This is a genomic window from Rheinheimera faecalis, assembly GCF_021290965.1.
GTDB classification, from domain to species: domain Bacteria; phylum Pseudomonadota; class Gammaproteobacteria; order Enterobacterales; family Alteromonadaceae; genus Pararheinheimera; species Pararheinheimera faecalis.
Window position 1 is genome coordinate 262908 of the sequence record NZ_JAJOYT010000004.1, and the last position, 22598, is coordinate 285505.

Here is a 22598-nt window from a genome sequence, read left to right on the forward strand (position 1 = left end):
GAGTAAAGCTGTATGACCATGGATCCATTTCGTACCAAACAACCTTTTGCGCCAACGGATGAGTTATTGGAGTTACTCAAACGTTGGCCAAGCCCACAACTTGATTCGGATAAAAAAACGCCCGCAGGTAAAACCAATGCGCTGAATAAAACGCTGCCGTCACAAAAGGCTGCAGCGGCTGCGGTGGAAGAAGATGCACAACTGGAAATCAAGCCTCTGACGGCGGATGATATTGAACAGATTCGTCAGGCCGCTTTTGATGAAGGTTTTGCTCAGGGCAAAGAAGAAGGTTTTTCCAAAGGTTATGAAGAAGGTCGTGAACAAGGTACTGCTGATGGTTTAGCTCATGGCCAGGCCGAAGGTAAAAAACTGGGTTTAGAGCAGGCCACTGAAGAGATTGAACAGAAAAAGCTGGAACTGGCTACTTTGTTGGATCAGCTGCAACAGCCTTTATTGCAACTCGATCAGCAGGTGGAGCAACAACTGCTGCAGCTTTGTCTGGCGATGGCGGAAGCTGTGATTGCGGTCGAATGCAAAACCAATCCACAAGTGATATTAAAAACCCTGTCCGATGCGACAGCAGTATTGCCATTGCAAACCGAGCATATACTGATCAAACTTCACCCTGAGGATCTAGCCATAGTTGAACAGCATTTCAGCGCCGAACAATTAGCCGAACGTCACTGGCAGTTACGTTCCGATCCAGCCATTGAGCGTGGTGGTTGCCTGCTGGAAACTCCACTCTCTTCGATGGACAGAAGCATTAAACACAGATTGCAAAGCAGTCTGGAGCATTTCTTGCATTCTCCTGATTAATATCAAGTTCTGCTTTATCGCAGGCTTTGTTTAAGGAGTTGTATGTCGTCGTCACAGTTAGCCGCCAATTTAAAGCAACAGCTGCAGCATATTCAGAAAAGCAGGCCCAATCTGGCCGGGCGTTTAGTCCGGGTAGTCGGCTTGACCCTCGAAGCCACCGGCTGCACAGCGGCTATAGGCCAGACTTGTCATGTGGAAACCGCATCAGGCCAGCTTTTTGCTGAAGTAGTGGGTTTTGCCAACGACCGTATTTTTCTGATGCCTAAAGATGACGTGTCCGGTGTTGTGCCTGGCGCTAAAGTGACCCCTCTGAATGACTTTAAAGGCGTGCCTTTAACCATGGCGCTGCTGGGCCGGGTTATTGACGGTGCAGGTAAGCCGCTGGATGGCAAAGGCCCTATTTTAAGTCAGGAATTTGGCGGCGCGAAAAAGCCTCCTATTAATCCATTACAACGTCAGCCTATTCATGCACCGCTGGATGTCGGTGTACGGGCTATCAACAGCATTATTACTGTCGGCAAAGGCCAGCGTATGGGCTTATTTGCAGGTTCTGGTGTAGGTAAATCAGTGTTACTGGGCATGATGACCCGGGGTACTGCTGCTGATGTGATTGTGGTGGGGCTGGTGGGGGAACGGGGCCGTGAGGTTAAAGAATTTATTGACGAAATTCTGGGTGAAGAAGGCCGCAAACGTTCAGTAGTGGTGGCAGCTCCTGCGGATGTGTCACCTTTAATGCGTTTAAAAGGCTGCGAAACAGCTGTGCAGGTCGCTGAATATTTCCGAGAACAGGGCCTTGATGTATTACTGCTGCTTGATTCCATTACCCGTTATGCTCAGGCGCAGCGGGAAATTGCTTTGGCTGTGGGTGAACCGCCAGCGACTAAGGGCTATCCACCTTCAGTATTTGCCAAATTACCGGCACTGGTCGAACGAGCCGGTAATGGTGCAGTAGGTCAGGGTTCTATTACGGCTTTTTATACCGTGTTATCCGAAGGCGATGACTTACAGGATCCTATTGCTGATGCGTCCCGCGCTATTTTAGATGGTCACATCGTTCTATCACGTCAGCTCGCAGACAGCGGCCATTTTCCGGCCATTGATATTGAAAAATCCATTAGCCGGGTTATGCCGGCAGTTACCAGCATGGAGCATCAAAAACTGGCTCGTGCTGTAAAGCAGTTGTATGCCTCTTACCAGCAAAGCAAAGATTTAATTTCAATTGGGGCTTATGTCAAAGGCGCTGATCCACAACTGGATGCAGCAGTCACCTTGATGCCAAAAATCCGTGGTTTTTTACAGCAGGAAATGAAAGAGGTTGTGCCTTATGACGAAAGTCTGACGCAACTGGATAAACTTTTACCTGCTCATTTAGGACGATAAGTTATGGCATTGGCACAACTTCAGCTGTTGGTAAAAGTCCAGCAGGAAAAAGAAGACAAATTACAGGCGCAGTACAGAGCGGCGCAGCAGAACTATCAGTCGATGCAACAAAAGTATCAGGGGCTGGCGGATTACCGTATCGAATACGTACAGCAAACCCAAAGCCGTGGTCAGCAAGGCATGGCAAGTCGACAGTTTAATCAGTATTTAAACTTTATTGGCAAGTTGGATGCGGCCTTAACGGCGCAGCAACAGTATGTGCAGCAAGCCAAAGCCAGCGCTGATCAGCGTTTGTTGCAGCTATTGGCGATGCAGAAAAAGCGCAAGGCGCTGGAAATACTCATTGAACGAGAGTTGGCAGAAGTGCAACGCAAAGCAGATAAACAAGAGCAAAAAATGCTGGATGAAATTGCAACACAGCAGTTTTTCCGCAGAGTTAGTTAAGTATGGCGCGTATTTTGTATGTCTTTTCCATTATGTCGTGTGTGAATTGATTTGTTTGCATACTGCAGGCAAATACGAACAACAGCAGCAAGTAAATCTCTTGCATCTGGACCGGAGTGATCGATGGCTGAATTTTTATCAATGACACTGCTTAGCGCTGAACCTGTCTCAGCTGCAAAGCCACAAGCTATGCAGTCCAATGACGGCGCAACAGAGCCGGATCAGAGTTTTGCTGCCACCTTAGCCGCTGAGGTGAATGGGAAAGCTGCAGAGAAACCTGCAAAAGTCCCTGCCAAAACGCGGCAGAATAATGCCTCTGACCTCGCAGAGGGTAAAGATGTTACTGCTGCTGAGGGAGTAAACGTCTCTGATGTAAAAACTGACAACTCTAAGCCTGTGACCACCAAAGAGTCATCACAGGGGGATGCAGAAGAACTAGTGTCCGATGGTTCGGATAACGTGCTGGTGCAGAATGATAAAGGTGAAGCCGAACAATCGCACTGGTTAAACTTGCTGGAAAAAGCCAAAAGTTTGCAGGAGCGATTAAGCAAAACCGAAACTGAGGGTAAAACTGCATCAAATAAGACTGCTATAGTGGATGATGCGGCAGCACAAGCGATCACAGCAAAACAGCAAAGTGATAAAACAAAAGCCATTGATCTGTCTGCTGCTGAGGCTAAAGCTAAAACGGAAGGGCAAAACTCTGGTGCTATAGAGCTTGATGAAAAGCTGATAGCAGAACAAAGTTCGGAGCAGCACCTGACGGCGGAAGAGCTAAAAGCTTTAAAACTAATAACTCAGTCGGACAAAAACGGCACAGCTAAAACCCAGGCTGCAGATACAGTTCTAAAACAAAAAACAGCGGCAGAAGTTGAACTGGTCCTTGCAGACTCAAAAGACAAAGCTGTTGATAAATCACTGTCTGGCAATTTAAAAGATACAATTTCTGCTGAAAATAAACCCATAGCTTCTATCGAAAAGTCTCTCAAAACACTGCAGACCACTCAGTCTGCTGAGGTTGAAAAGCAAGCTGCAGTGGAAGCCGAAGTCGTGGTAACAAGCACTACAGTCAGCAAAACACAAATTCAGTCAGAGCAAGCAACAGCCTTGCTCAAAGGCAATTCCGCTGCAACAACCAGCACTGAGAAGGTCGTTGAAACCGATGACAACACTGACAGCGAACCCTTGATTTCGCATTCTGTTGCTACAGATGTCAAAGCTCCGGTACAGGCTCAAAGTGCCGCTGCATTAATGGCTCCTGCAGCGCAGCAGCATACTAAAGCTGCAGCTTCAGAAGCTAAAGTCACCACTGAAGAAGCATTAAAGCAAATTCAGACTGCTGCCATTGCGACTCAGGGAGAACAAGGTGCATCATCGTCTTCTGGCGAATCTTCACAGCAAGGCTCAGCTGATGCCATTTTGACTGTGATTGAACAGCAAAAAGGCAGTGCTCCTGTTGTTGCTGAGGTCAACTCTTTTAGCAACCAGCTTAAATCCAGTCTGGAAAAAACCAACGTAGGCATTTCTGTAGCTACTCGTGAAACTGTTTCTGAGACCGGCCAAAAACAAATGGACCAGCTGGGACAAAAGTTAAATCTGATCCAGCCAGAGGCGTCGAACCAATTAAAAGATAAAATGCTGATGATGGTGAAAGATAAAGTGCATACAGCAGAGATCCGTCTGGACCCGTCTGAATTGGGTTCGATGCAGATCAAAATTAGTTTGCAGCAGGATCAGATGTCTGTGCAGTTTATGGTTCAGCAAGGCAATGCCAAAGAGTTGATGGAACAACAAATGCCAAAACTGAAAGAATTATTGCAACAACAAGGCATTGAATTAAGTCAAGGCTCGGTACAACAACAAAACCAATCTTCTTCTGGTCAGGAAGGTGGGCGTCGTACCGCTGGTGGCAATGGTGTGGGCACAACTTTAGATTCGTCTGACGAGCTTGTGGAACCTGGCATTTTGCCGACAAAAAATTCTGATCGCGTGGTGGATTATTACGCGTAAAAACAGCAGTTGCTTAGAGTTCTAATCAGATTAAACCGGGTTGTAACAGGTTAATAAAACTGCAGAACCGGCGAAGAAGGGCAGAAAAGCGGCAGATGCACAGTTAGTGATTGCCTTTGATGAAAGCCAAGGTCAATAATACGGTTTCATCAACGCGAATAAGGAATAAAAATGGCGGCGGGTAAAGACTTAGAAATTGGTGACGGCCAGGCGAAAAAGAAAAAGCTGATCATCATCATTGGTGCAGCTGTGCTGCTTGCCGTTGTCGCTGTAGTTGCAGTATTGATGATGTCCGGTGATTCAGCAGCACCTGCTCCGACAGAAGCTGGCGCAGCGGAAACAGCTGTAGCGGCAGATCCAAATGCTACGGCTGATAAGGGCTCCGCTTTGTATGTCAGTATGCCCAGACCTTTTATTTTTAATGTGCCAGGTGCAACCAAAGATCGTCTGGTGCAAATTAAGGTGCAGTTGTTAGTGCGTGGCAGTAACAATGAGGAAACGGCCAAAGTGCATATTCCTTTGATTGAAAGCACTTTGTTACGTACTTTCAGTACCAGCAATGCCGAAGAATTGATTACGGTTGAAGGCAAAGAAAATTTAAAGAAAAAAGCACTGAAAGAAGTGCAGGAAGCCTTAGTTGGCGTGGCCGGCAGTGAAGTAGTGGAAGAAGTACTGTTCACTGGCTTTGTGATGCAATAAGAGAGCAACAGCTTGACTGATTTATTGTCCCAGGACGAAATTGACGCGCTATTACATGGTGTCGATGACGTCGAAGAAGAAGAGGTCGAGGAAAGTGGCGACGGTCGCGGGCGATCTGCGACTGAATACGACTTTTCCTCACAGGATCGTATCGTGCGTGGTCGTATGCCCACGCTCGAAATGGTCAATGAACGTTTTGCCCGTCATATGCGGATCAGCTTGTTTAATATGATGCGCCGTACCGCCGAGGTTTCGATTAATGGCGTGCAGATGATTAAATTTGGTGAATACGTGCACACCCTCTTTGTTCCAACCAGCTTAAACATGGTGCGATTCCGTCCGTTAAAAGGCACAGGCCTTATTACGATGGAAGCTCGTCTGGTGTTTATTCTGGTGGATAACTTCTTTGGGGGCGATGGTCGTTATCACGCCAAAATCGAAGGTCGCGAATTTACCCCAACCGAACGTCGTATCATCCAGATGCTGTTAAAGCTTATCTTTGAAGACTACAAAGAAGCCTGGGCTCCTGTGATGGACGTGTCCTTTGAATATCTGGATTCCGAAGTGAACCCGGCTATGGCCAACATAGTCAGTCCAACTGAAGTGGTGGTGATCAGCTCTTTCCATATTGAGCTGGATGGTGGTGGTGGTGACTTCCACGTGGCTTTGCCTTATTCGATGCTGGAACCTATCCGCGAATTGCTGGATGCTGGTGTGCAAAGTGATAAAGAAGACACTGACTTGCGCTGGAGTAAAGCCCTGCGTGACGAAATCATGGATGTGAAAGTGGATCTGACCACCAAAATGCTGGATGTCGATATCACACTGGAGCAGCTGATGAACTTGCAGGCTGGCGATATCATTCCGGTAGAAATGCCTGATCACATCACAGTGCTGATTGAAGATTTACCAACGTACAGAGCCAAGATGGGACGCTCGCGCGACAATATCGCATTAAAAATTATCGAAAAAATTAAACGACCTGAGTCCGTTAAATCAGAGATGCATGTGTTCACTAAGGGCGGTCGCCGCCTGGACAGCGATGCAGATATCAGTGAACTGGAAGCGGATTTAAACTTATCTGAACGTGTGGAGAGATAATCATGGCGAATGAACAAGATACCATGGACGAATGGGCAGCAGCTTTAGCCGAAGCTGAAGGCGACACGGGCGCTTCTGCGGTTGAACTGGATGAACTCAAAGAAGAACCGGCTCAGCTGACTGTCGATGAGAAACGTAAACTGGACACCATTTTAGATATACCAGTCACCATTTCTATGGAAGTAGGGCGCGCCAAAATCAGTATCCGTAATTTGTTGCAACTGAATCAGGGTTCTGTGGTTGAGCTGGAACGTTTAGCGGGTGAGCCACTGGACGTATTAGTCAACGGCACTTTAATTGCGCACGGTGAAGTGGTAGTGGTCAACGATAAGTTTGGTATTCGTCTGACCGATGTGATCAGTCAGATTGAACGTATCAAGAAGCTGCGCTAATGCGATTGTTTTATCCTGTGATGGCATTGTGTCTGGCCCGCCCTTTACTGGCAAGTGCAGCTGAAACTGTGGTAGCCGCCAGCACAACGGCAGCTACTGCGCCAACAGCACAAGGCAATGGCATGAACGCCATGACCATTATGAATGTGTTTGGCTCTTTGATCATTGTGCTTGGTTTATTGTTTGGTTTGGCCTGGTTGTACAAAAAGCTGGCAATCAAACTGCCAGGTTCCAGCCATATTAAAATTGTCAGCTCTGTGATGCTGGGTCCCCGTGAACGCATTCTGGTGATTGAAGTGCAGGGCAAACAGCGGGTCTTGGGTGTGACGGCTAACCAGATTAATATGTTATTTGAATTAGACCAACCTTTGGTTGACGATCAGGCTGCGCCAGACTGGCGTACTCAGTTTCAGGCACTTCTACAAAAACAAAAGTCGAAACCTTAATATGTGGCCATTATTCGCACTAGTTCTGTTATTTTTGTCCCCTGATCTGTTAGCTCAGCAGGGCGGCGCTTTGTCTGCCTTATCTGTCACCACCAGTCCGGATGGCACACAGGAGTATAGTGTCACGCTGCAAGTACTGGCGGTGATGACAGCGCTGAGTTTCCTGCCAGCTATGGTAATTATGATGACCTGTTTTACCCGTATTATTGTGGTGCTGGCTATTTTGCGTCAGGCCATAGGCTTGCAGTCGTCACCCTCGAACCAGGTTCTGATTGGTATTACAGTCTTTATGACCTTTTTTATCATGGCGCCTGTGTTTGATGAGGTGAATCAAAAAGCCTTGCAGCCATACCTTGCAGAACAAATCACCTCAATTCAGGCCTTTGATGAAGCGATAAAACCGATGAAGGCTTTTATGCTGCATCAAACCCGGATGAAAGATTTAGAAACCTTTGCTGAGATAGCAGGAACACCTAAGGTTGATAATGTAGCCGATTTACCTATCACTATAGTGATCCCTGCTTTTGTTACCAGTGAACTGAAAACAGCCTTTCAGATTGGTTTTATGATATTTATTCCTTTTCTAATCATTGATCTGGTCGTTGCCAGTATCCTGATGGCCATGGGTATGATGATGTTATCCCCTATGATTATTGCCTTGCCGTTTAAACTGATGATGTTTGTATTGGTGGATGGCTGGTTACTGGTGATGGGGACTTTAGCCACCAGCTACGGAGTGGGTACATGAGTCCAGAGGTTTTTGTTGATATATTAAGTGACGCACTGTGGCTGGTGATCTTAATTGTCTCCATGGCCATTATTCCGTCGCTTATTGTCGGCTTGATTGTGTCTATCTTTCAGGCTGCAACTTCAATCAACGAACAAACCTTGAGTTTTTTACCTCGTCTAATCGTCACTTTGCTGGCCCTGATGTACGGTGGTCATTGGTTAACTCAAACCCTGATGGACTACACCGAGAAGCTCTATCTGAGCATTCCAACGGTTGTCAGCTGATGGAATACCCACTGCAGCAGTTACTTCAGGTTATTGCTGACTTTATGCTGCCTTTCGCCCGTGTATCCGCCATGATGTTTATAATGGTGGCTTTTGGCGCCAAAAATATTCCAACCCGGGTCAAAGCCGCCTTTTGTGCCGCTTTTATCGTGATGATTATGCCTGTTGTTCCTCCGGTGAAAGACGTCAACCTGATGTCACTGAATCTGGTGGTGCAGATGATCCAGCAAATTGTTATAGGGCTGGCGATAGGTTTTATCTCGCAAATTTTTGTGCAGGCTTTTGTTACTGCAGGTCAAATACTGGCGACTCAAACCGGTTTAGGTTTTGCCGCTATGGCAGACCCTGCCAACGGTGTGTCTGTGCCAGCTATAGGTCAGTTTTATCTGATTTTAGCCACCTTGTTATTTTTGGTGTATGACGGACATCTGATTATGTTTCAGATGGTTGTCTTTAGTTTTGAGTCGCTGCCTATTAATGGCCAGTGGATGGATGTGAATAAATACTGGCAAGTGGCCGAATTTGGCGGCTGGATTATAGTTACAGCGCTAGCCATTACATTGGCGCCTGTAACAGCTATGTTGGTGGTAAACATAGCTTTTGGTGTGTTAACCCGAACAGCACCGCAGTTAAATATTTTCTCTATAGGTATGCCTATCAGCATGTTGGCAGGTCTGCTTATTATGTGGCTGACGATGGACACCTTCCTATTTCATTTTAACCTGAACTGGCAGCATGGTATTGAATACACCTGCAAGTTAATTGGCTGTTAGGAGTAGCTTATGGCAACCTCAGGCCAGGAAAAAACCGAAGAACCCACCAGTAAAAAACTCGAAGACACCCGAAAGAAAGGTCAGGTGGCGCGTTCCCGCGATCTGGCTACTTTTGCTGTATTGGTGGGCAGCAGCGCAGGTATTTTAATCTTCGGTAAAGAGATAGCTGGTTCTGTACTGGAGGTTTGTCGTCGTTTACTGTCGCTGGATGAAAAAGATATTTTTAATCCTTATTCGATGTTCTCCGTCTGGGAGGATGCATTAATTGAATTGTTTCCCGGCTTACTGAAGTTTTTCTTGCTGATTTTGTTAGCTGCTTATGTCGGTAGTGTGCTGATTGGCGGCTACAACTTTACCTGGCAAGCTGTAGGTTTTAAATGGAGTAAATTGAGTCCGTTTGCAGGTATCAAACGGATGTTTGGCTTGCAGGCTATGGTCGAACTGATTAAAAGTATTGCCAAAGTACTGGTGATCGGCGGCTTAACTTTTGCGTTGTTGTCCACCTTCTTTGACGACATCATGGCCTTATCCTTGATGACCAATCCAGAGGATATTTTTGCCTCTGCTGAAATTTTAGCCTGGGTATTTTTTGGCATTTGTTTCAGCGTTATTGTCATTGCCGCCATCGATGCGCCTTACCAGATGTGGAAACATCATAAAGAATTAAAAATGACGTTGCAGGAAGTCAAAGACGAATACAAAAATTCTGAGGGCGATCCCAGGGTGAAAGGCCGTATTCGTAGCTTGCAATATCAGGCGGCCCGTCGTCGTATGATAGCCGCTGTGCCTACAGCAGATGTTGTTGTCACTAACCCGACTCACTTTGCGGTAGCGCTGAAGTACGATCAGGCCAAATTCAGAGCGCCTGTGGTTGTGGCGAAAGGGGCTGATGAAGTCGCGCTTTATATCCGACGTTTAGCTGAAGAAAATAAAGTGCCTGTGCTGGAGTCACCGGCTTTAGCCCGTTCGATTTTTTATACCACTGAACTTGATCATCCTATTCCAGAGCAGTTATTTGCGGCTGTGGCTCAGGTTCTGGCTTATGTGTATCAGTTGAATATGTACAAAAAAGGCAAAGGAAAACGACCGAAAAATCTGGCAAGAGACTTACCTATTCCTGAAGATTTCCGCCATTAAAAATGGGGTCAGATCACATTAGCATTTAATAATGTGATCTGACCCCATTTTTATGGAACAGTTTTTGTATAACAGCCTGTAGCGTCAGTAATTTGTCAGGCTTTTTATGTCGATGACCCAAATGTTTTCCCGTGTTAATCCCGAAGTATGGTCTTATGCCAAAGGTGTTGGCACTCCGTTAATGATCCTGGCAGCTCTTGCCATGGTGGTATTACCCTTACCGCCTTTGATGCTGGATATTTTATTTACCTTTAATATCACCTTAGGCCTGGTGGTGCTATTAATCACCATTTACACCAGAAAACCCTTAGATTTTGCCATTTTCCCCAGCGTTATTCTGGTGGCTACTATTTTGCGTTTAACGCTGAATATCGCCAGTACCAGGGTTATTTTATTGGAAGGCCATAACGGCCCGGATGCAGCGGGTAAGGTGGTAGAAGCCTTTGGTGAAGTGGTGATAGGCGGTAACTACGCTGTAGGTTTTGTGGTTTTTATTATCCTCGTTATTATCAATATGATGGTCGTCACCTCTGGTGCTGCACGTATTTCTGAAGTGACAGCCCGTTTTACCTTAGACGCTATGCCTGGTAAGCAAATGGCGATTGATGCTGACTTAAACGCCGGTTTTATTGATGCTGAAGAGGCTCGCAAACGTCGTGAACAAATTGGTGAAGAAGCTGATTTTTACGGTTCGATGGATGGTGCGAACAAATTCGTAAAAGGCGATGCCATGGCGGGCATCGTTATTATGGTGATCAATATCATCGGCGGTTTAGTCATAGGTGTATTGCAGCACGATTTGCCTTTTATGGAAGCGGTAGAAATTTATACCCTATTGACCATTGGTGATGGTCTTGTTGCGCAAATACCAGGTTTGTTGTTGTCCGTGGGTACCGCCATTATCGTCACCCGTCAAAATAAAGAGGGTGATTTTGGCACCCTGATGGCGGGCCAGTTTAGTAACTTTAAAGTATTGGTTATTGCGACAGGCATTTTAGTCATTATGGGTATAGTACCTGGGATGCCTCATGTCGCCTTTTTAAGCCTTGCCGCTATTGTGGGTGGTGCGGCTTATTATTTATACCGGGTGGAAAACCCAACAGCTGAAAAAGCAGCAGCGATCAAAAAAGCTGAAATGACCACTCCTGTTGAAATGGCGCCTGTCAAAGAAATTGGCTGGGACGATGTACAGCCAGTGGACACTATAGGTTTGGAAGTAGGTTATCGTTTAATTCCACTCGTCGATAAAGCCCAGGGCGGCGAATTGCTGACCCGTATTAAAGGCGTGCGTAAAAAATTATCTCAGGAGCTGGGTTTCCTGATCCCTGCTGTGCATATTCGCGACAATCTGGATTTAGAGCCTAATACCTACCGTGTCACCATGATGGGTGTCACGACAGGGGAATCAGAACTGAGGCACGATAACGAACTGGCGATCAACCCGGGTCAGGTGTTTGGTACTGTCAAAGGTATAGCCACTAAAGATCCTGCTTTTGGTTTAGAGGCAGTCTGGATAGCAAAAAACCAGCGTGAGCATGCTCAAACCTTAGGCTACACAGTAGTGGATGCGGCAACTGTAGTGGCCACTCATTTAAGCCAGATTTTAACCAATAACGCAGCTCAGTTGCTGGGGCATGAAGAAGTGCAGAACCTGCTGGATATGCTGGCTAAATCTTCACCTAAGCTGGTGGATGCTTTAGTGCCTGATACCTTGCCGTTGACAGTCGTAGTGAAAGTACTGCAGAACCTGCTGCATGAAGGCGTGCCTATTCGTGATATGCGTACCATAGTACAAACCTTAGTGGACTATGGATCGAAGAGTCAGGATGTTGACGTGTTAACTGCATCTTGCCGTGTGGCGTTAAAGCGGCTGATCATTCAGGAAGTGGTGGGCAGTGCGCCAGAAGTGCCTGTGATCACCTTTGCGCCTGACTTGGAGCAGATGTTACATCAGTCAATGCAATCGGCTGGAAATGATGGTGCAGGCATAGAACCGGGCCTTGCAGAACGTATTCAGCAGTCTTTAGCCACTGCTTGTCAAAATCAGGAATTAGCTGGCGAACCAGCCGTTTTATTGACTTCCGGCATTCTGCGATCAGTTATGGCACGATTCGTGAAGTACAGTATTCCAGGATTACGGGTTTTGTCCTACCAAGAGATCCCTGACAACAAACAAATCCGTATTGTCAGTGTGGTAGGCCAGTCGAATTAGGAGTTAAGCTATGAAAATCAAACGCTTTGTTGCCAAAGATATGCGTACCGCTCTGACAGAAGTCAAAGAGTTTTTAGGCCCTGATGCCATTATTCTGTCGAATAAAAAAGTGGCTGGCGGCGTTGAAATTGTAGCGGCAATAGACCCGGAAGCCACGCCATCTGTGGCTGCGGCTGAACCTGCTGTTGTAGCTAAAGTTGCAGCTCAGCCTGCGGTAGGTAGTCGTTTGAATATCAAAATAGATGATGAACCAGAGCAAGTGCCTGCCGATTCTCTGCAAGCTCTGCTCGCCCGTCAAATCAGTAAACAACCAGCAGCTGCTCAGGCTATCTCTGCCAATAAAATGGCGGCTGCAAAAACGGCTGCTGCGACCAACGCGCTATTTTCGGTTGCAAATTCAACACCTTCGGACAACGAACGTCAATCTTCCGGCGCACCAGTAGTGAACCTGACTGAACTGACCCGTTATCAGGAGCAGCAAGCCAAGCTGATGCAAAAGCAATTTGACGCTATGCGCAGTGAGATGTCGTCGATGAAACAACTGCTGCAACACCAGGTCTCAGGTTTAATGTGGCAGGATTTAGCTCGTCGTGAGCCTGTGCGTGCCATGGTGATTGAAAAACTGCTGGCACTGGGATTATCTGAACCGGTCGCCGATCAAATCGCTTGTTTTATGCCAGAAGATATCAGCGATGCTGAAGCATGGGACAGTGCGTTAGAGTTATTAACTGGTCAATTGATCACGACCAATGACGATATTATGCGCCGTGGCGGCGTAGTGGCTCTGGTAGGCCCTACAGGCGTGGGCAAAACCACGACTGTGGCCAAGCTGGCTGCTCAGTTTGCCAAACGCCATGGTGCGGATCAGGTGGCGTTAATTACTACAGATTCGTTTCGCATTGGTGCTTACGAGCAATTAGCCACTTTTGGTCGCATTATTGGTTGTCCGGTAAAACAGGTTAAAGACAGCGAAGAGTTAGCGACTCTGTTAAATCAGTTACAACAACGTAAATTAATTTTGATTGATACCGCAGGTATGAGTCAGCGTGACGTTCGTCTTGCTGAAAAACTTGCGTCTTTAGTGCATAATTCGCGTGTTAAAATAAAAAGTTATCTGGTATTGTCTGCAACATCTCAAGCTCGCGTGATGCAGGAAACCGTTGAACATTTCAAACGTATTCCATTAGCGGGTTGTATTTTCACCAAACTTGATGAATGCTTAAGTTTGGGAGAAATCATTAACGTGGCAATACAAAATGCGTTACCGGTCAGTTATTTGACCAACGGCCAACGAGTCCCTGAGGATATCGAGATGGCCGAAGCGAAAACAATGGTTGCCAAGGCAGAGCAGTTACGGACCTCTAACAGTAGTACGGGTTATCAGTGGTATTCAGATACGACGGCCCGGGTGGAAGGAACCTATGCATAATCTTCCGATGAATGATGATCAAGCCAGTGGCCTGAGAAGAATGAAGCAACAACAGCAGCAACAGATAGTAAAAGTCATAGCAGTGACAGGCGGTAAAGGTGGCGTTGGTAAAACCAACGTGACGCTGAACCTTGCCATGTCTATGGCTCAGCTTGGGAAAAAAGTATTGGTGCTGGACGCTGACCTTGGGTTAGCGAACTGTGACGTCATGCTTGGGCTTCGGGTGCAAAAAAACTTATTTCATGTGTTGTCCGGCGAAGCAGAACTGGATGACATTCTTATTGAAGGGCCTTTTGGTATCAAAATTGTGCCAGCGACTTCAGGCACTCAATCTATGACCGAATTAAAACCAGTCGAACATGCCGGTCTTATCCGTGCTTTTAGCGAAATGCGCACCCGTTTTGATATTTTACTGGTAGACACAGCCGCTGGCATTTCCGATATGGTATTAAGCTTCTCCCGTGCCTCACAAGACGTGTTGGTTGTGGTCTGTGATGAACCTTCTTCTATCACTGATGCTTACGCCTTAATGAAAATATTGAGTCGTGAACATGGTGTACAACGTTTTAAAATTGTTGCCAACATGGTGCGCAGTTTGAAGGAAGGGCAAGAACTTTTTGCCAAGCTAAGCCGGGTGACCGATAGATTCCTTGATGTCACCTTAGAGTTGGTCGCGACTATTCCATTTGATGAAAACGTCAGAAAAGCGGCGCGTAAGCAAAAAGCTTTTGTTGATGCCTTTCCAAAAACTCCGGCCTCTTTAGCCATTCGTACTTTGGCTACCCGTGCAGTGCAATGGCCAGTGCCACCCGTAGCGTCCGGCCATCTGGAGTTTTTCCTGGAACAATTGGTACAACAACCTGAAGCGAGAGGTCTGGTTTGAATAGCAAACTTGCGGCCTACGGTGCCGCGGATCATCTGACACAAATGGTGGAACGGCATGCGCCTCTGGTTAAACGTATTGCCTACCATTTGTTAGCCCGCTTACCTGCCAGTGTTTTGGTGGATGATTTAATTCAATCCGGCATGATAGGTCTGATTGAAGCTGCAAAAAACTTTGATGGCAGTAAAGGCGCAAGCTTTGAAACCTTTGCCGGTATTCGTATCCGCGGTTCTATGCTCGATGAAATCCGTCGTGGCGACTGGACTCCGCGCTCTGTTCACCGCAATTCCCGCATGATAGCTGAAGCTATTTCTGAACTTGAATCCGAACTGGGTCGTGATGTAAAAGATAGTGAAGTTGCTGAAAAACTTGATATATCTTTAGATGAGTATCATCATATGCTCAGTGACGCCAGCAGTGGTCGCATTATTGGTATCGAAGATCTGGGCATCTCGGATGATGTGTTAGTGACGGCAAATGACAAAGATGATGATCATTTGTACGAACAGCAGGCAACTGATGCATTTCAACAGGCGTTGATAAAAAATATCAGTAGCTTACCGGAACGAGAAGCTATAGTGTTGTCGCTGTATTATAATGACGAACTAAATTTGAAAGAGATTGGTGCTGTGCTGGATGTCAGCGAGTCCAGGGTCAGTCAAATTCATAGTCAGGCGCTGGTGCGCTTGCGCTCCAGAATGCAGGATTGGTTGTAATAGTTTGAGTTAGTCCAGCTTGGGCTCTCACCGGAGGGGATTTTGGATAAGAATATGAAAATTCTTGTGGTTGATGATTTCTCAACCATGAGACGTATTATAAAAAACCTGTTAAGAGACCTTGGTTTCACCAATGTATCTGAAGCTGATGATGGCAGTACGGCTTTGCCTATGCTGCAAAACGGTGATTTTGATTTTGTAGTCACTGACTGGAACATGCCTGGGATGCAAGGTATCGATTTGTTACGTGCAATTCGTGCTGATGCCAGACTGAAGCATATTCCTGTGTTAATGGTTACTGCTGAAGCGAAAAAGGAACAAATCATTGCAGCTGCACAAGCTGGTGTGAATGGATACATCGTCAAACCTTTTACTGCTGCAACCTTACAGGAAAAACTGGCTAAAGTATTTGAACGCCTGGGTTAAACCGTAACTGACAAAGGAGTACACCATGTCTGTAGCTACGGCACCCTTGATTTCATTAGAGCAGGCCCGTGAACTGGTTCAGTTGCTTGAATTCGGTGAAACCGAATCTGCTAACCAACTGGTGCAACAGCTGGCTGTACCGGGTTCCTCCGAGTTATTTGCCGAGGTTGGAAAACTAACCCGGCAATTGCATGACTCGCTGAAAAGTTTCCAAATTGACCCATCCTTAAGTTCTTTGCTGGAAGATGATATTCCGGATGCAAAAAAACGGCTGAATCATGTCATCGATATGACAGAGCAGGCTGCGAACAAAACCATGGATGCGGTCGAAAACTGTCTCCCTATCGCCGATGAACTCAACTCGCACTTACAATCTATTTTGCCCAAGTGGCAGAAATTGATGAGTCGCGACTTAAAAGTCGGAGAGTTCAAAGCCTTATGTCACAATCTTGATGGCTTTTTACATCAGGCCACCGGAAACTCTGCTACCTTACATGCACTGCTGACCGAAGTATTGATGGCTCAGGATTATCAGGATTTAACAGGTCAAATTTTACGGCGGGTCATTGAATTGGTCCGGGAAGTGGAAGACAGCTTAATTGGTTTATTAACGGCCTTTGGCCAAACCAATTTAAGTATGGAAGAACGACCAGCCGCCGTATCGAAAAAACCAAAAGCAGGTCACGAAGCTGAAGGCCCTATTATTGACGCAGCAGAGCGTGATGACGTGGTGTCCGGTCAGGATGATGTGGACGATTTATTATCAAGTTTAGGTTTCTAAAAGGGGAGCTGTAGCATGGGCTTTGATTTAGATGAGGATATTTTACAGGATTTCCTAGTCGAAGCCGGCGAGATCCTTGAACTACTGCAAGAGCAGTTGGTTGAGTTGGAAAATAATCCGGATGACGCAAATTTATTAAATGCCATTTTCCGTGGTTTCCACACCGTCAAAGGTGGCGCTGGATTTTTATCGCTGACTGAATTAGTTGACGCCTGCCATGGCGCCGAAAACGTGTTTGATATTTTGCGTACCGGCAAACGTCGTGTCACTGCAGAATTGATGGATGTTATTTTACAGGCCCTGGATGCGGTTAACGCTATGTTTGCCGATGTGCAAAACCGCGAACCTCTGACGCCAGCTGACCCCGCTATTATCGAAGCTTTGCATCGCCTGAGTATGCCTGAGTCAGAAGACGAACAGCATGCACACCATGCTATCGCTGCAGAACCTGAACCAGAAATCAGCATGGAAGAGTTTGATGCAGTCGTTGAGTTTGCTGCTGCTCCTGCTGTTGAAAGTTCTTCTTCCATCGACGAAATCAGTGATGACGAATTTGAGTCTTTGCTGGATGAGCTGCATGGTACCGGTGCTCCTGGCCGTGATACTTCCGCCAACTTGCCACCTCCAGCGACCAAAGAAACCGCCAGCGAAGATATTACTGACGATGAATTTGAAGCTATTTTAGACCAGTTGCATGGTCAGGGATCTTTTATCCCCGGCGAGGCTGCAGCTGCTGCATCTAAACCTGCTGAAAAAGCACCTGCCAAAGCAGCTGAAAAAGCCAAAGCAACTGGCGGTGATGATATCTCAGACGATGAGTTTGAATCCCTGCTGGATGAATTACATGGTAAAGGCAAAGCGCCTGTTGCTGTTGTGCCAGCTTCGGCTCCTGCGGCAAAAGCTGCCGAACCTGTTAAAGCTGCGCCTGCACCTGCACCAGTTGCAGCGAAAGCAGCTCCTGTAGCGGCGGCTCCAAAAGATCCGGATGCGGATCCAAAAGCGGCAGCCAACCAGCCAGAAACTACAGTTCGGGTTGATACCAAACGCCTTGACCAGATCATGAACATGGTCGGTGAATTGGTGCTGGTTCGTAACCGTCTGGTGAGTTTGTCAGGTTCTGCTCAGAACGAAGAAATGAGCAAAGCCATTGCTAACCTGGATGTAGTTACCGCCGATTTACAAGGCGCTGTGATGAAAACCAGGATGCAGCCAATCAAGAAAGTGTTTGGTCGCTTCCCACGTGTTGTACGCGACTTAGCCCGTTCGTTGCAAAAGGAAATTAACCTTGAGCTGGAAGGGGAAGAAACAGATTTAGATAAAAACCTGGTCGAAGCACTGGCCGACCCATTGGTCCACTTAGTGCGTAACTCAGTTGACCACGGTATTGAGATGCCTGATGTTCGTGTCAAAGCCGGTAAACCTCGTACAGGTTTAGTGCGCTTGGCTGCATCACAGGCGGGTGACCACATTCTGTTAACCATCACAGATGACGGCGCAGGTATGGATCCGGAGAAACTCAAAGCCATCGCAATTAAACGTGGTGTGCTTGAACCTGATGCAGCTGCCCGTATGTCGGACACAGAAGCCTTTAACCTGATTTTTGCCCCTGGTTTCTCCACCAAAGAGCAAATTTCCGATATTTCTGGCCGTGGTGTGGGTATGGACGTGGTGAAAACCAAAATTACCCAACTCAATGGTACAGTGCATATCAATTCGAAATTAGGGCAGGGTACTTTATTAGAAATTAAAGTTCCTCTGACTCTGGCGATATTACCAACCTTAATGGTCATAGTCGGTGAACAGACCTTTGCTTTGCCTTTGGCAACAGTGAACGAAATTTTCCATCTCGACTTAGCCAAAACCAACAATGTGGATGGGCAGCTGACGATAGTAGTACGCAACAAAGCTATCCCACTGTTTTATCTCGAGCATTGGCTGGTGAAAGGTTCAAGCAAGAAGATACGTCGCGAACAAGGCCATGTGGTGATAGTGCAAATAGGCACACAACAAATTGGTTTTGTGGTGGATTCTCTGATTGGTCAGGAAGAAGTGGTGATCAAGCCTCTGGATGCTTTATTGCAAGGTACTCCGGGTATGGCGGGCGCAACTATCACATCAGACGGCGGTATAGCGCTGATCCTGGATGTGCCTAACCTGCTGAAGCATTATGCCAAACGCTCCAAAATTAAATTTGATCGCTTTGACAAATTCTCAGCTTAAGAGAGTGCACTATGACCATCAGGGTATTAGTTGTTGATGATTCCAGTTTTTTCCGTCGCCGTCTGACGGAAATACTGAGTCAGGATGCCGAGTTAGAGGTCATTGCCACCGCCAATAATGGTAAAGAGGCGGTGGAAAAAGCTTTAGCCTTACGTCCGGACGTCATTACGATGGACATCGAAATGCCGGTGATGGATGGCATTCAGGCCGTGCGTGAAATCCTTAAGGTGCAGCGCACACCTATTCTGATGTTTTCTTCGCTGACACATGAAGGTGCTAAAGCGACCTTAGATGCGCTGGAAGCCGGCGCAATTGACTTCCTGCCAAAGAAATTTGAAGACATAGCCCGCGATAAAGCAGAAGCCGCTGATGTGTTACGTCAGCGCGTCAAAACAGTAGCCAGACGTCGGGTGATCAGCAGACCGTCCAGTTTAACCGGTTCAGCCAGCTCAACCTTAGCATCCCGTACTTCAGCAACACCTGCTGCAAGCTCAACCGCAATACCTGCCAGAGCACCTTTAGCTCAAAGTCTGGCTGCCAGAGCTTTAGCTGAACGGGCTGAATTGCAAAACCGTGCTGCTGAGCGTGCTGAAACTCAGCGTACTGGCAGTTTTGATTCAAGCGGTAAAAACTACAAACTGGTCGCCATTGGCACTTCCACCGGCGGTCCTGTAGCGTTGCAACAAATTATCACCGCTTTGCCTGCCAATTTCCCTTTGCCTATAGTGCTGATTCAGCATATGCCTGCGGCCTTCACTGGCGCTTTTGCCAGTCGATTAAATGGTTTAGCAAAAATTGAAGTGAAAGAAGCTGCAGACAACGATATTTTGCGTCCTGGTGTGGCTTATCTGGCACCTGGTGGCAAACAAATGCTGGTGGACGGCAATGAAAATCAAGCCAGATTGCGGGTTCGTGAAGATGATTCGCCCCGTATTACCTTTAAACCCAGCGTAGATATCACCTTTGGTACTGCAGCAAAAGTCTTTAATGACAAGGTGCTGGCTATAGTACTGACGGGCATGGGGTCGGATGGCCGTGAAGGTTCACGTTTACTGAAACAATCAGGTTCCCGTATCTGGGCGCAGGATGAAGCCAGTTGTGTGGTGTATGGTATGCCACAAGCTGTGACTGCTGCAGGTTTAACCGATCTTGAAGTGGCGTTATCTGATGTGGCAGCCCGTATTGTGGCTGAAGTAGGTCATGGATAAGCTTACCCTTGCCGGCATTATCATTGCGTTAGTGGCTATTGTCGGTGGGTTCAGCCAGGAAGGCGGCGATGTTTTTACCTTGTTGCATTGGCCTGCCTTTTGTATCGTCTTTGGTGGTACTTTGGGGGCTGTGCTTATCCAAAGTCCTGCTTCGCAATTTCGGTTAAGCATGAGTTTGCTGCCCTGGGTCATCAGGCCGCCTAAACTCGATTTTGAGTCCACCATTGAACGTATTACCCAGTGGGGCCACTCTGCACGTTTACAGGGTTTTCTGTCGTTAGAGAAGGATGCGCTGAACGAAGAAGAACCTTTGTTAAAACGGGGCCTTAACCTTCTGGTTGATGGCACCGAAGCTAAAGTATTACAGGATATTCTGGATACAGAATTGCATCTGGAAAAAGAACGTCTGTTACGTGCAGCCAAGGTTTTTGAAGCTATGGGCGGCTATAGTCCAACCATAGGTATAGTGGGTGCCGTGCTGGGTCTTATTCTGGCGTTGTCTAATATTTCGAACCCGGATGAGTTAGGCCAGGGCATAGCCACCGCCTTTGTAGCTACTATTTATGGTGTCGGCTTAGCCAACTTTGTATTTATACCCGTGTTTAATAAAATTAAAGTATTAGTGGAAGAACGGGCGCTGTTTCATTCGATGGTGATTGAAGGTTTGTGTTCTATAGCGCTGGGTGAAAACCCACGCAGCGTCGAATCCAAGCTGCTGGCTTACAGAGCAAATTAAATGTACAGGCCACGCCGCTCTGTCGCTGTTGAAGCGGATAAATCAGATACAGAACGTTGGTTGGTGTCGTACGCTGACTACATGACCTTGTTGTTTGCGCTTTTTGTGGTGCTGTATTCGATGGCTACCATGGAGCGTGAAGAGTTTCAAAAGCTGCAGGACACTATTTCCAAGGTGTTTGTAGAAGCCACAGATAAAAAAGAGATAGGTATTCAGGGGCAATCGGTACAACCTGATATCCATCCACAAAGTGACTTTGAATTATATGGTTCAGGTTTAGAAGAAGCTACAGGCCCGACTTTGTTGGCTGACAACGCTAAACTGGAACAGATCGACAGCACAAAATTGGGCAGTCCTTTGGCTGCAATGCAAAAAGACATCAACAGAGCTTTGCGTAGTCTGGTGGAGTCGGATTTAGCAAAAGTTACTTTGGATGAAGACTGGCTGACTATTGAACTTAGCAGTGGCTTGTTGTTTAGCAGCGGCAGCGCAAGTTCTAACAGTTCTGCTTCTGCAGTGATGGCCGAACTTACTGCTATCCTGAAGCAGACAAACAACTTTATGAGGGTGCGGGGTTATACTGACTCAGTGCCTATCCGCACCGAACAATTTCCGTCGAACTGGGAATTGTCAGTTGCGCGGGCGGCGTCTATGGTCCGGTTATTGGAACAGTTAGGGATAGCACCACAACGTATGGCTATTGAAGGCTACGGGCAATATTCCCCTTTTGCAGAAAACACTAGTGCACAAGGGCGCAGCCAAAACCGTAAAGTAGTGATAGCTTTATCTAAATATGCATACGAGCCTGTTGTGGTGGAAACGCCTCAACAGGCCGAACCGGAAACCTCAGCAGAACAAGTGGCTGACGAAGCTGCACAACAAGAACAAAATAAAGTACGGGTGATCCGCTTACCTCATGGTGGCATACGGATCACAACCAGACCGCCTGAACCGGGCGAAGAAGAGCCACCTATACAAGAGCGGGAACAGTAAATTGGTTGTTTGGACTATAGCAAATCAAAAGGGTGGAGTTGGAAAAACTACCACTACAGTCACCTTAGGCGCTTTGCTTGCACAGCGTGGTCATCGAGTTTTACTGATCGATACTGACCCTCATGGTTCGCTTACATACTATTTTGGTATAGATGCCGAAGAGCTGGAAGTCAGCGTATATGATATTTTCCTGCGCGGTAAAGACATTACCGGTGAAGAAATTCTGCAGTCTATGTGTCCAAGTGGTATGCCTAATCTGGATATTCTGCCGACCTCTATGGCACTGGCTACCTTAGACCGCTCTCACGGTCAGCAAGGTGGTATGGGCCTTATCCTGAAAAAGGCGCTGCAAAAAATAGAGAATGATTATGACTATGTGCTGATTGACTGCCCGCCTGTTATTGGTGTGCTGATGGTGAACGCCATGGCTGCCTGTGACCGTATTTTAATACCGGTGCAGACTGAATTTCTGGCATTAAAGGGCCTGGATCGAATGATTGCAACTATGCAACTGATGCATAGTTCGTCGCCACAGGATTATGCCTTTACCATAGTGCCAACTATGTACGATAAAAGAACCAAAGCTTCATTAGATGCTTACAAAGCATTAAAAGCTCAATATCAGGAGCGCGTTTGGTCAGCTGTTATTCCTATCGACACTAAATTCCGTGACGCCAGCCTGGCTCAGACACCACCCCCTGTATTCGCGCCTAAATCCCGGGGTGTGTTTGCTTACAATACGCTGCTAACCTATCTACTGCAGTTAGCACCGGAGAACTAAG

23 protein-coding genes are annotated in these 22598 nt (G+C 46.8%); all 23 read left to right on the forward strand.

What is annotated here, in order from left to right; translation table 11 throughout:
• Positions 1 to 12 precede the first annotated feature (12 nt).
• The 23 genes from fliH to LSG34_RS09560 all read left to right on the forward strand — a co-directional run bounded on the left by fliH (position 13) and on the right by LSG34_RS09560 (position 22597).
• On the forward strand, positions 13 to 816 hold the full coding sequence (gene fliH, locus LSG34_RS09450; protein WP_233008805.1) for a flagellar assembly protein FliH: 804 nt from the start codon (positions 13 to 15) through the stop codon (positions 814 to 816).
• A gap of 42 nt (positions 817 to 858) precedes the next feature.
• Positions 859 to 2196 (forward strand): flagellar protein export ATPase FliI, encoded by a 1338-nt coding sequence (gene fliI, locus LSG34_RS09455; protein WP_127021529.1) that lies wholly within the window; start codon positions 859 to 861, stop codon positions 2194 to 2196.
• A gap of 3 nt (positions 2197 to 2199) precedes the next feature.
• Positions 2200 to 2640: a flagellar export protein FliJ gene (gene fliJ / locus LSG34_RS09460; RefSeq protein WP_233008807.1), complete on the forward strand. Its 441-nt coding sequence runs from the start codon at positions 2200 to 2202 to the stop codon at positions 2638 to 2640.
• Positions 2641 to 2763: 123 nt separating this feature from the next.
• Complete coding sequence (locus LSG34_RS09465; RefSeq protein ID WP_233008809.1) at positions 2764 to 4650, forward strand: flagellar hook-length control protein FliK; 1887 nt, start codon at positions 2764 to 2766, stop codon at positions 4648 to 4650.
• 171 nt (positions 4651 to 4821) lie between these two features.
• Positions 4822 to 5349: a flagellar basal body-associated protein FliL gene (gene fliL / locus LSG34_RS09470; RefSeq protein WP_233008817.1), complete on the forward strand. Its 528-nt coding sequence runs from the start codon at positions 4822 to 4824 to the stop codon at positions 5347 to 5349.
• Positions 5350 to 5361: 12 nt separating this feature from the next.
• On the forward strand, positions 5362 to 6450 hold the full coding sequence (gene fliM, locus LSG34_RS09475) for a flagellar motor switch protein FliM (protein ID WP_233008818.1): 1089 nt from the start codon (positions 5362 to 5364) through the stop codon (positions 6448 to 6450).
• A 2-nt stretch (positions 6451 to 6452) separates the two neighbouring features.
• Complete coding sequence (gene fliN / locus LSG34_RS09480) at positions 6453 to 6842, forward strand: flagellar motor switch protein FliN (protein ID WP_233008820.1); 390 nt, start codon at positions 6453 to 6455, stop codon at positions 6840 to 6842.
• A complete protein-coding gene (fliO, locus tag LSG34_RS09485) occupies positions 6842 to 7288 on the forward strand; it encodes a flagellar biosynthetic protein FliO (protein WP_233008822.1) in 447 nt (148 codons plus the stop codon). The genes fliN and fliO overlap by 1 nt, the downstream gene beginning before the upstream one ends.
• 1 nt (position 7289) lies before the next feature.
• Complete coding sequence (gene fliP / locus LSG34_RS09490) at positions 7290 to 8036, forward strand: flagellar type III secretion system pore protein FliP (RefSeq protein WP_233008824.1); 747 nt, start codon at positions 7290 to 7292, stop codon at positions 8034 to 8036.
• Positions 8033 to 8302 (forward strand): flagellar biosynthesis protein FliQ, encoded by a 270-nt coding sequence (gene fliQ, locus LSG34_RS09495; protein WP_046520359.1) that lies wholly within the window; start codon positions 8033 to 8035, stop codon positions 8300 to 8302. Before fliP ends, fliQ begins: the two co-directional genes overlap by 4 nt.
• Positions 8302 to 9075, forward strand: coding sequence for a flagellar biosynthetic protein FliR (fliR, locus tag LSG34_RS09500; protein ID WP_233008826.1), 774 nt, complete (start codon positions 8302 to 8304; stop codon positions 9073 to 9075). The genes fliQ and fliR overlap by 1 nt, the downstream gene beginning before the upstream one ends.
• Positions 9076 to 9084: 9 nt before the next feature.
• Positions 9085 to 10212 (forward strand): flagellar biosynthesis protein FlhB, encoded by a 1128-nt coding sequence (gene flhB, locus LSG34_RS09505; protein ID WP_233008828.1) that lies wholly within the window; start codon positions 9085 to 9087, stop codon positions 10210 to 10212.
• A 106-nt stretch (positions 10213 to 10318) separates the two neighbouring features.
• Positions 10319 to 12424, forward strand: a complete 2106-nt coding sequence (gene flhA, locus LSG34_RS09510; protein WP_233008830.1) for a flagellar biosynthesis protein FlhA — start codon at positions 10319 to 10321, stop codon at positions 12422 to 12424.
• Positions 12425 to 12434: 10 nt separating this feature from the next.
• Positions 12435 to 13853 (forward strand): flagellar biosynthesis protein FlhF, encoded by a 1419-nt coding sequence (gene flhF / locus LSG34_RS09515; protein WP_233008832.1) that lies wholly within the window; start codon positions 12435 to 12437, stop codon positions 13851 to 13853.
• Entirely contained in the window at positions 13846 to 14736 is an 891-nt protein-coding gene (locus LSG34_RS09520; protein ID WP_456300273.1) for a MinD/ParA family protein, read from the forward strand. The genes flhF and LSG34_RS09520 overlap by 8 nt, the downstream gene beginning before the upstream one ends.
• A complete protein-coding gene (locus LSG34_RS09525; protein WP_264346278.1) occupies positions 14733 to 15452 on the forward strand; it encodes an RNA polymerase sigma factor FliA in 720 nt (239 codons plus the stop codon). Before LSG34_RS09520 ends, LSG34_RS09525 begins: the two co-directional genes overlap by 4 nt.
• A 54-nt stretch (positions 15453 to 15506) precedes the next feature.
• The gene (gene cheY, locus LSG34_RS09530; protein WP_456300274.1) at positions 15507 to 15878 is read left to right on the forward strand and encodes a chemotaxis response regulator CheY; all 372 of its coding nucleotides are present in this window, start codon (positions 15507 to 15509) and stop codon (positions 15876 to 15878) included.
• A 25-nt stretch (positions 15879 to 15903) separates the two neighbouring features.
• Positions 15904 to 16659: a protein phosphatase CheZ gene (locus tag LSG34_RS09535; RefSeq protein ID WP_233008836.1), complete on the forward strand. Its 756-nt coding sequence runs from the start codon at positions 15904 to 15906 to the stop codon at positions 16657 to 16659.
• 15 nt (positions 16660 to 16674) lie between these two features.
• Positions 16675 to 18879 carry a chemotaxis protein CheA gene (locus LSG34_RS09540; protein ID WP_233008838.1) on the forward strand — a complete coding sequence of 735 codons (2205 nt, stop codon included), beginning with the start codon at positions 16675 to 16677 and terminating at the stop codon, positions 18877 to 18879.
• An 11-nt stretch (positions 18880 to 18890) separates the two neighbouring features.
• Positions 18891 to 20087: a protein-glutamate methylesterase/protein-glutamine glutaminase gene (locus LSG34_RS09545; RefSeq protein ID WP_233008840.1), complete on the forward strand. Its 1197-nt coding sequence runs from the start codon at positions 18891 to 18893 to the stop codon at positions 20085 to 20087.
• Positions 20080 to 20823 carry a flagellar motor protein gene (locus LSG34_RS09550; RefSeq protein WP_233008842.1) on the forward strand — a complete coding sequence of 248 codons (744 nt, stop codon included), beginning with the start codon at positions 20080 to 20082 and terminating at the stop codon, positions 20821 to 20823. Before LSG34_RS09545 ends, LSG34_RS09550 begins: the two co-directional genes overlap by 8 nt.
• Positions 20824 to 21816, forward strand: a complete 993-nt coding sequence (locus LSG34_RS09555; protein ID WP_233008844.1) for a flagellar motor protein MotB — start codon at positions 20824 to 20826, stop codon at positions 21814 to 21816.
• A 1-nt stretch (position 21817) separates the two neighbouring features.
• Positions 21818 to 22597, forward strand: coding sequence for a ParA family protein (locus tag LSG34_RS09560; RefSeq protein ID WP_233008846.1), 780 nt, complete (start codon positions 21818 to 21820; stop codon positions 22595 to 22597).
• Position 22598 lies beyond the last annotated feature (1 nt).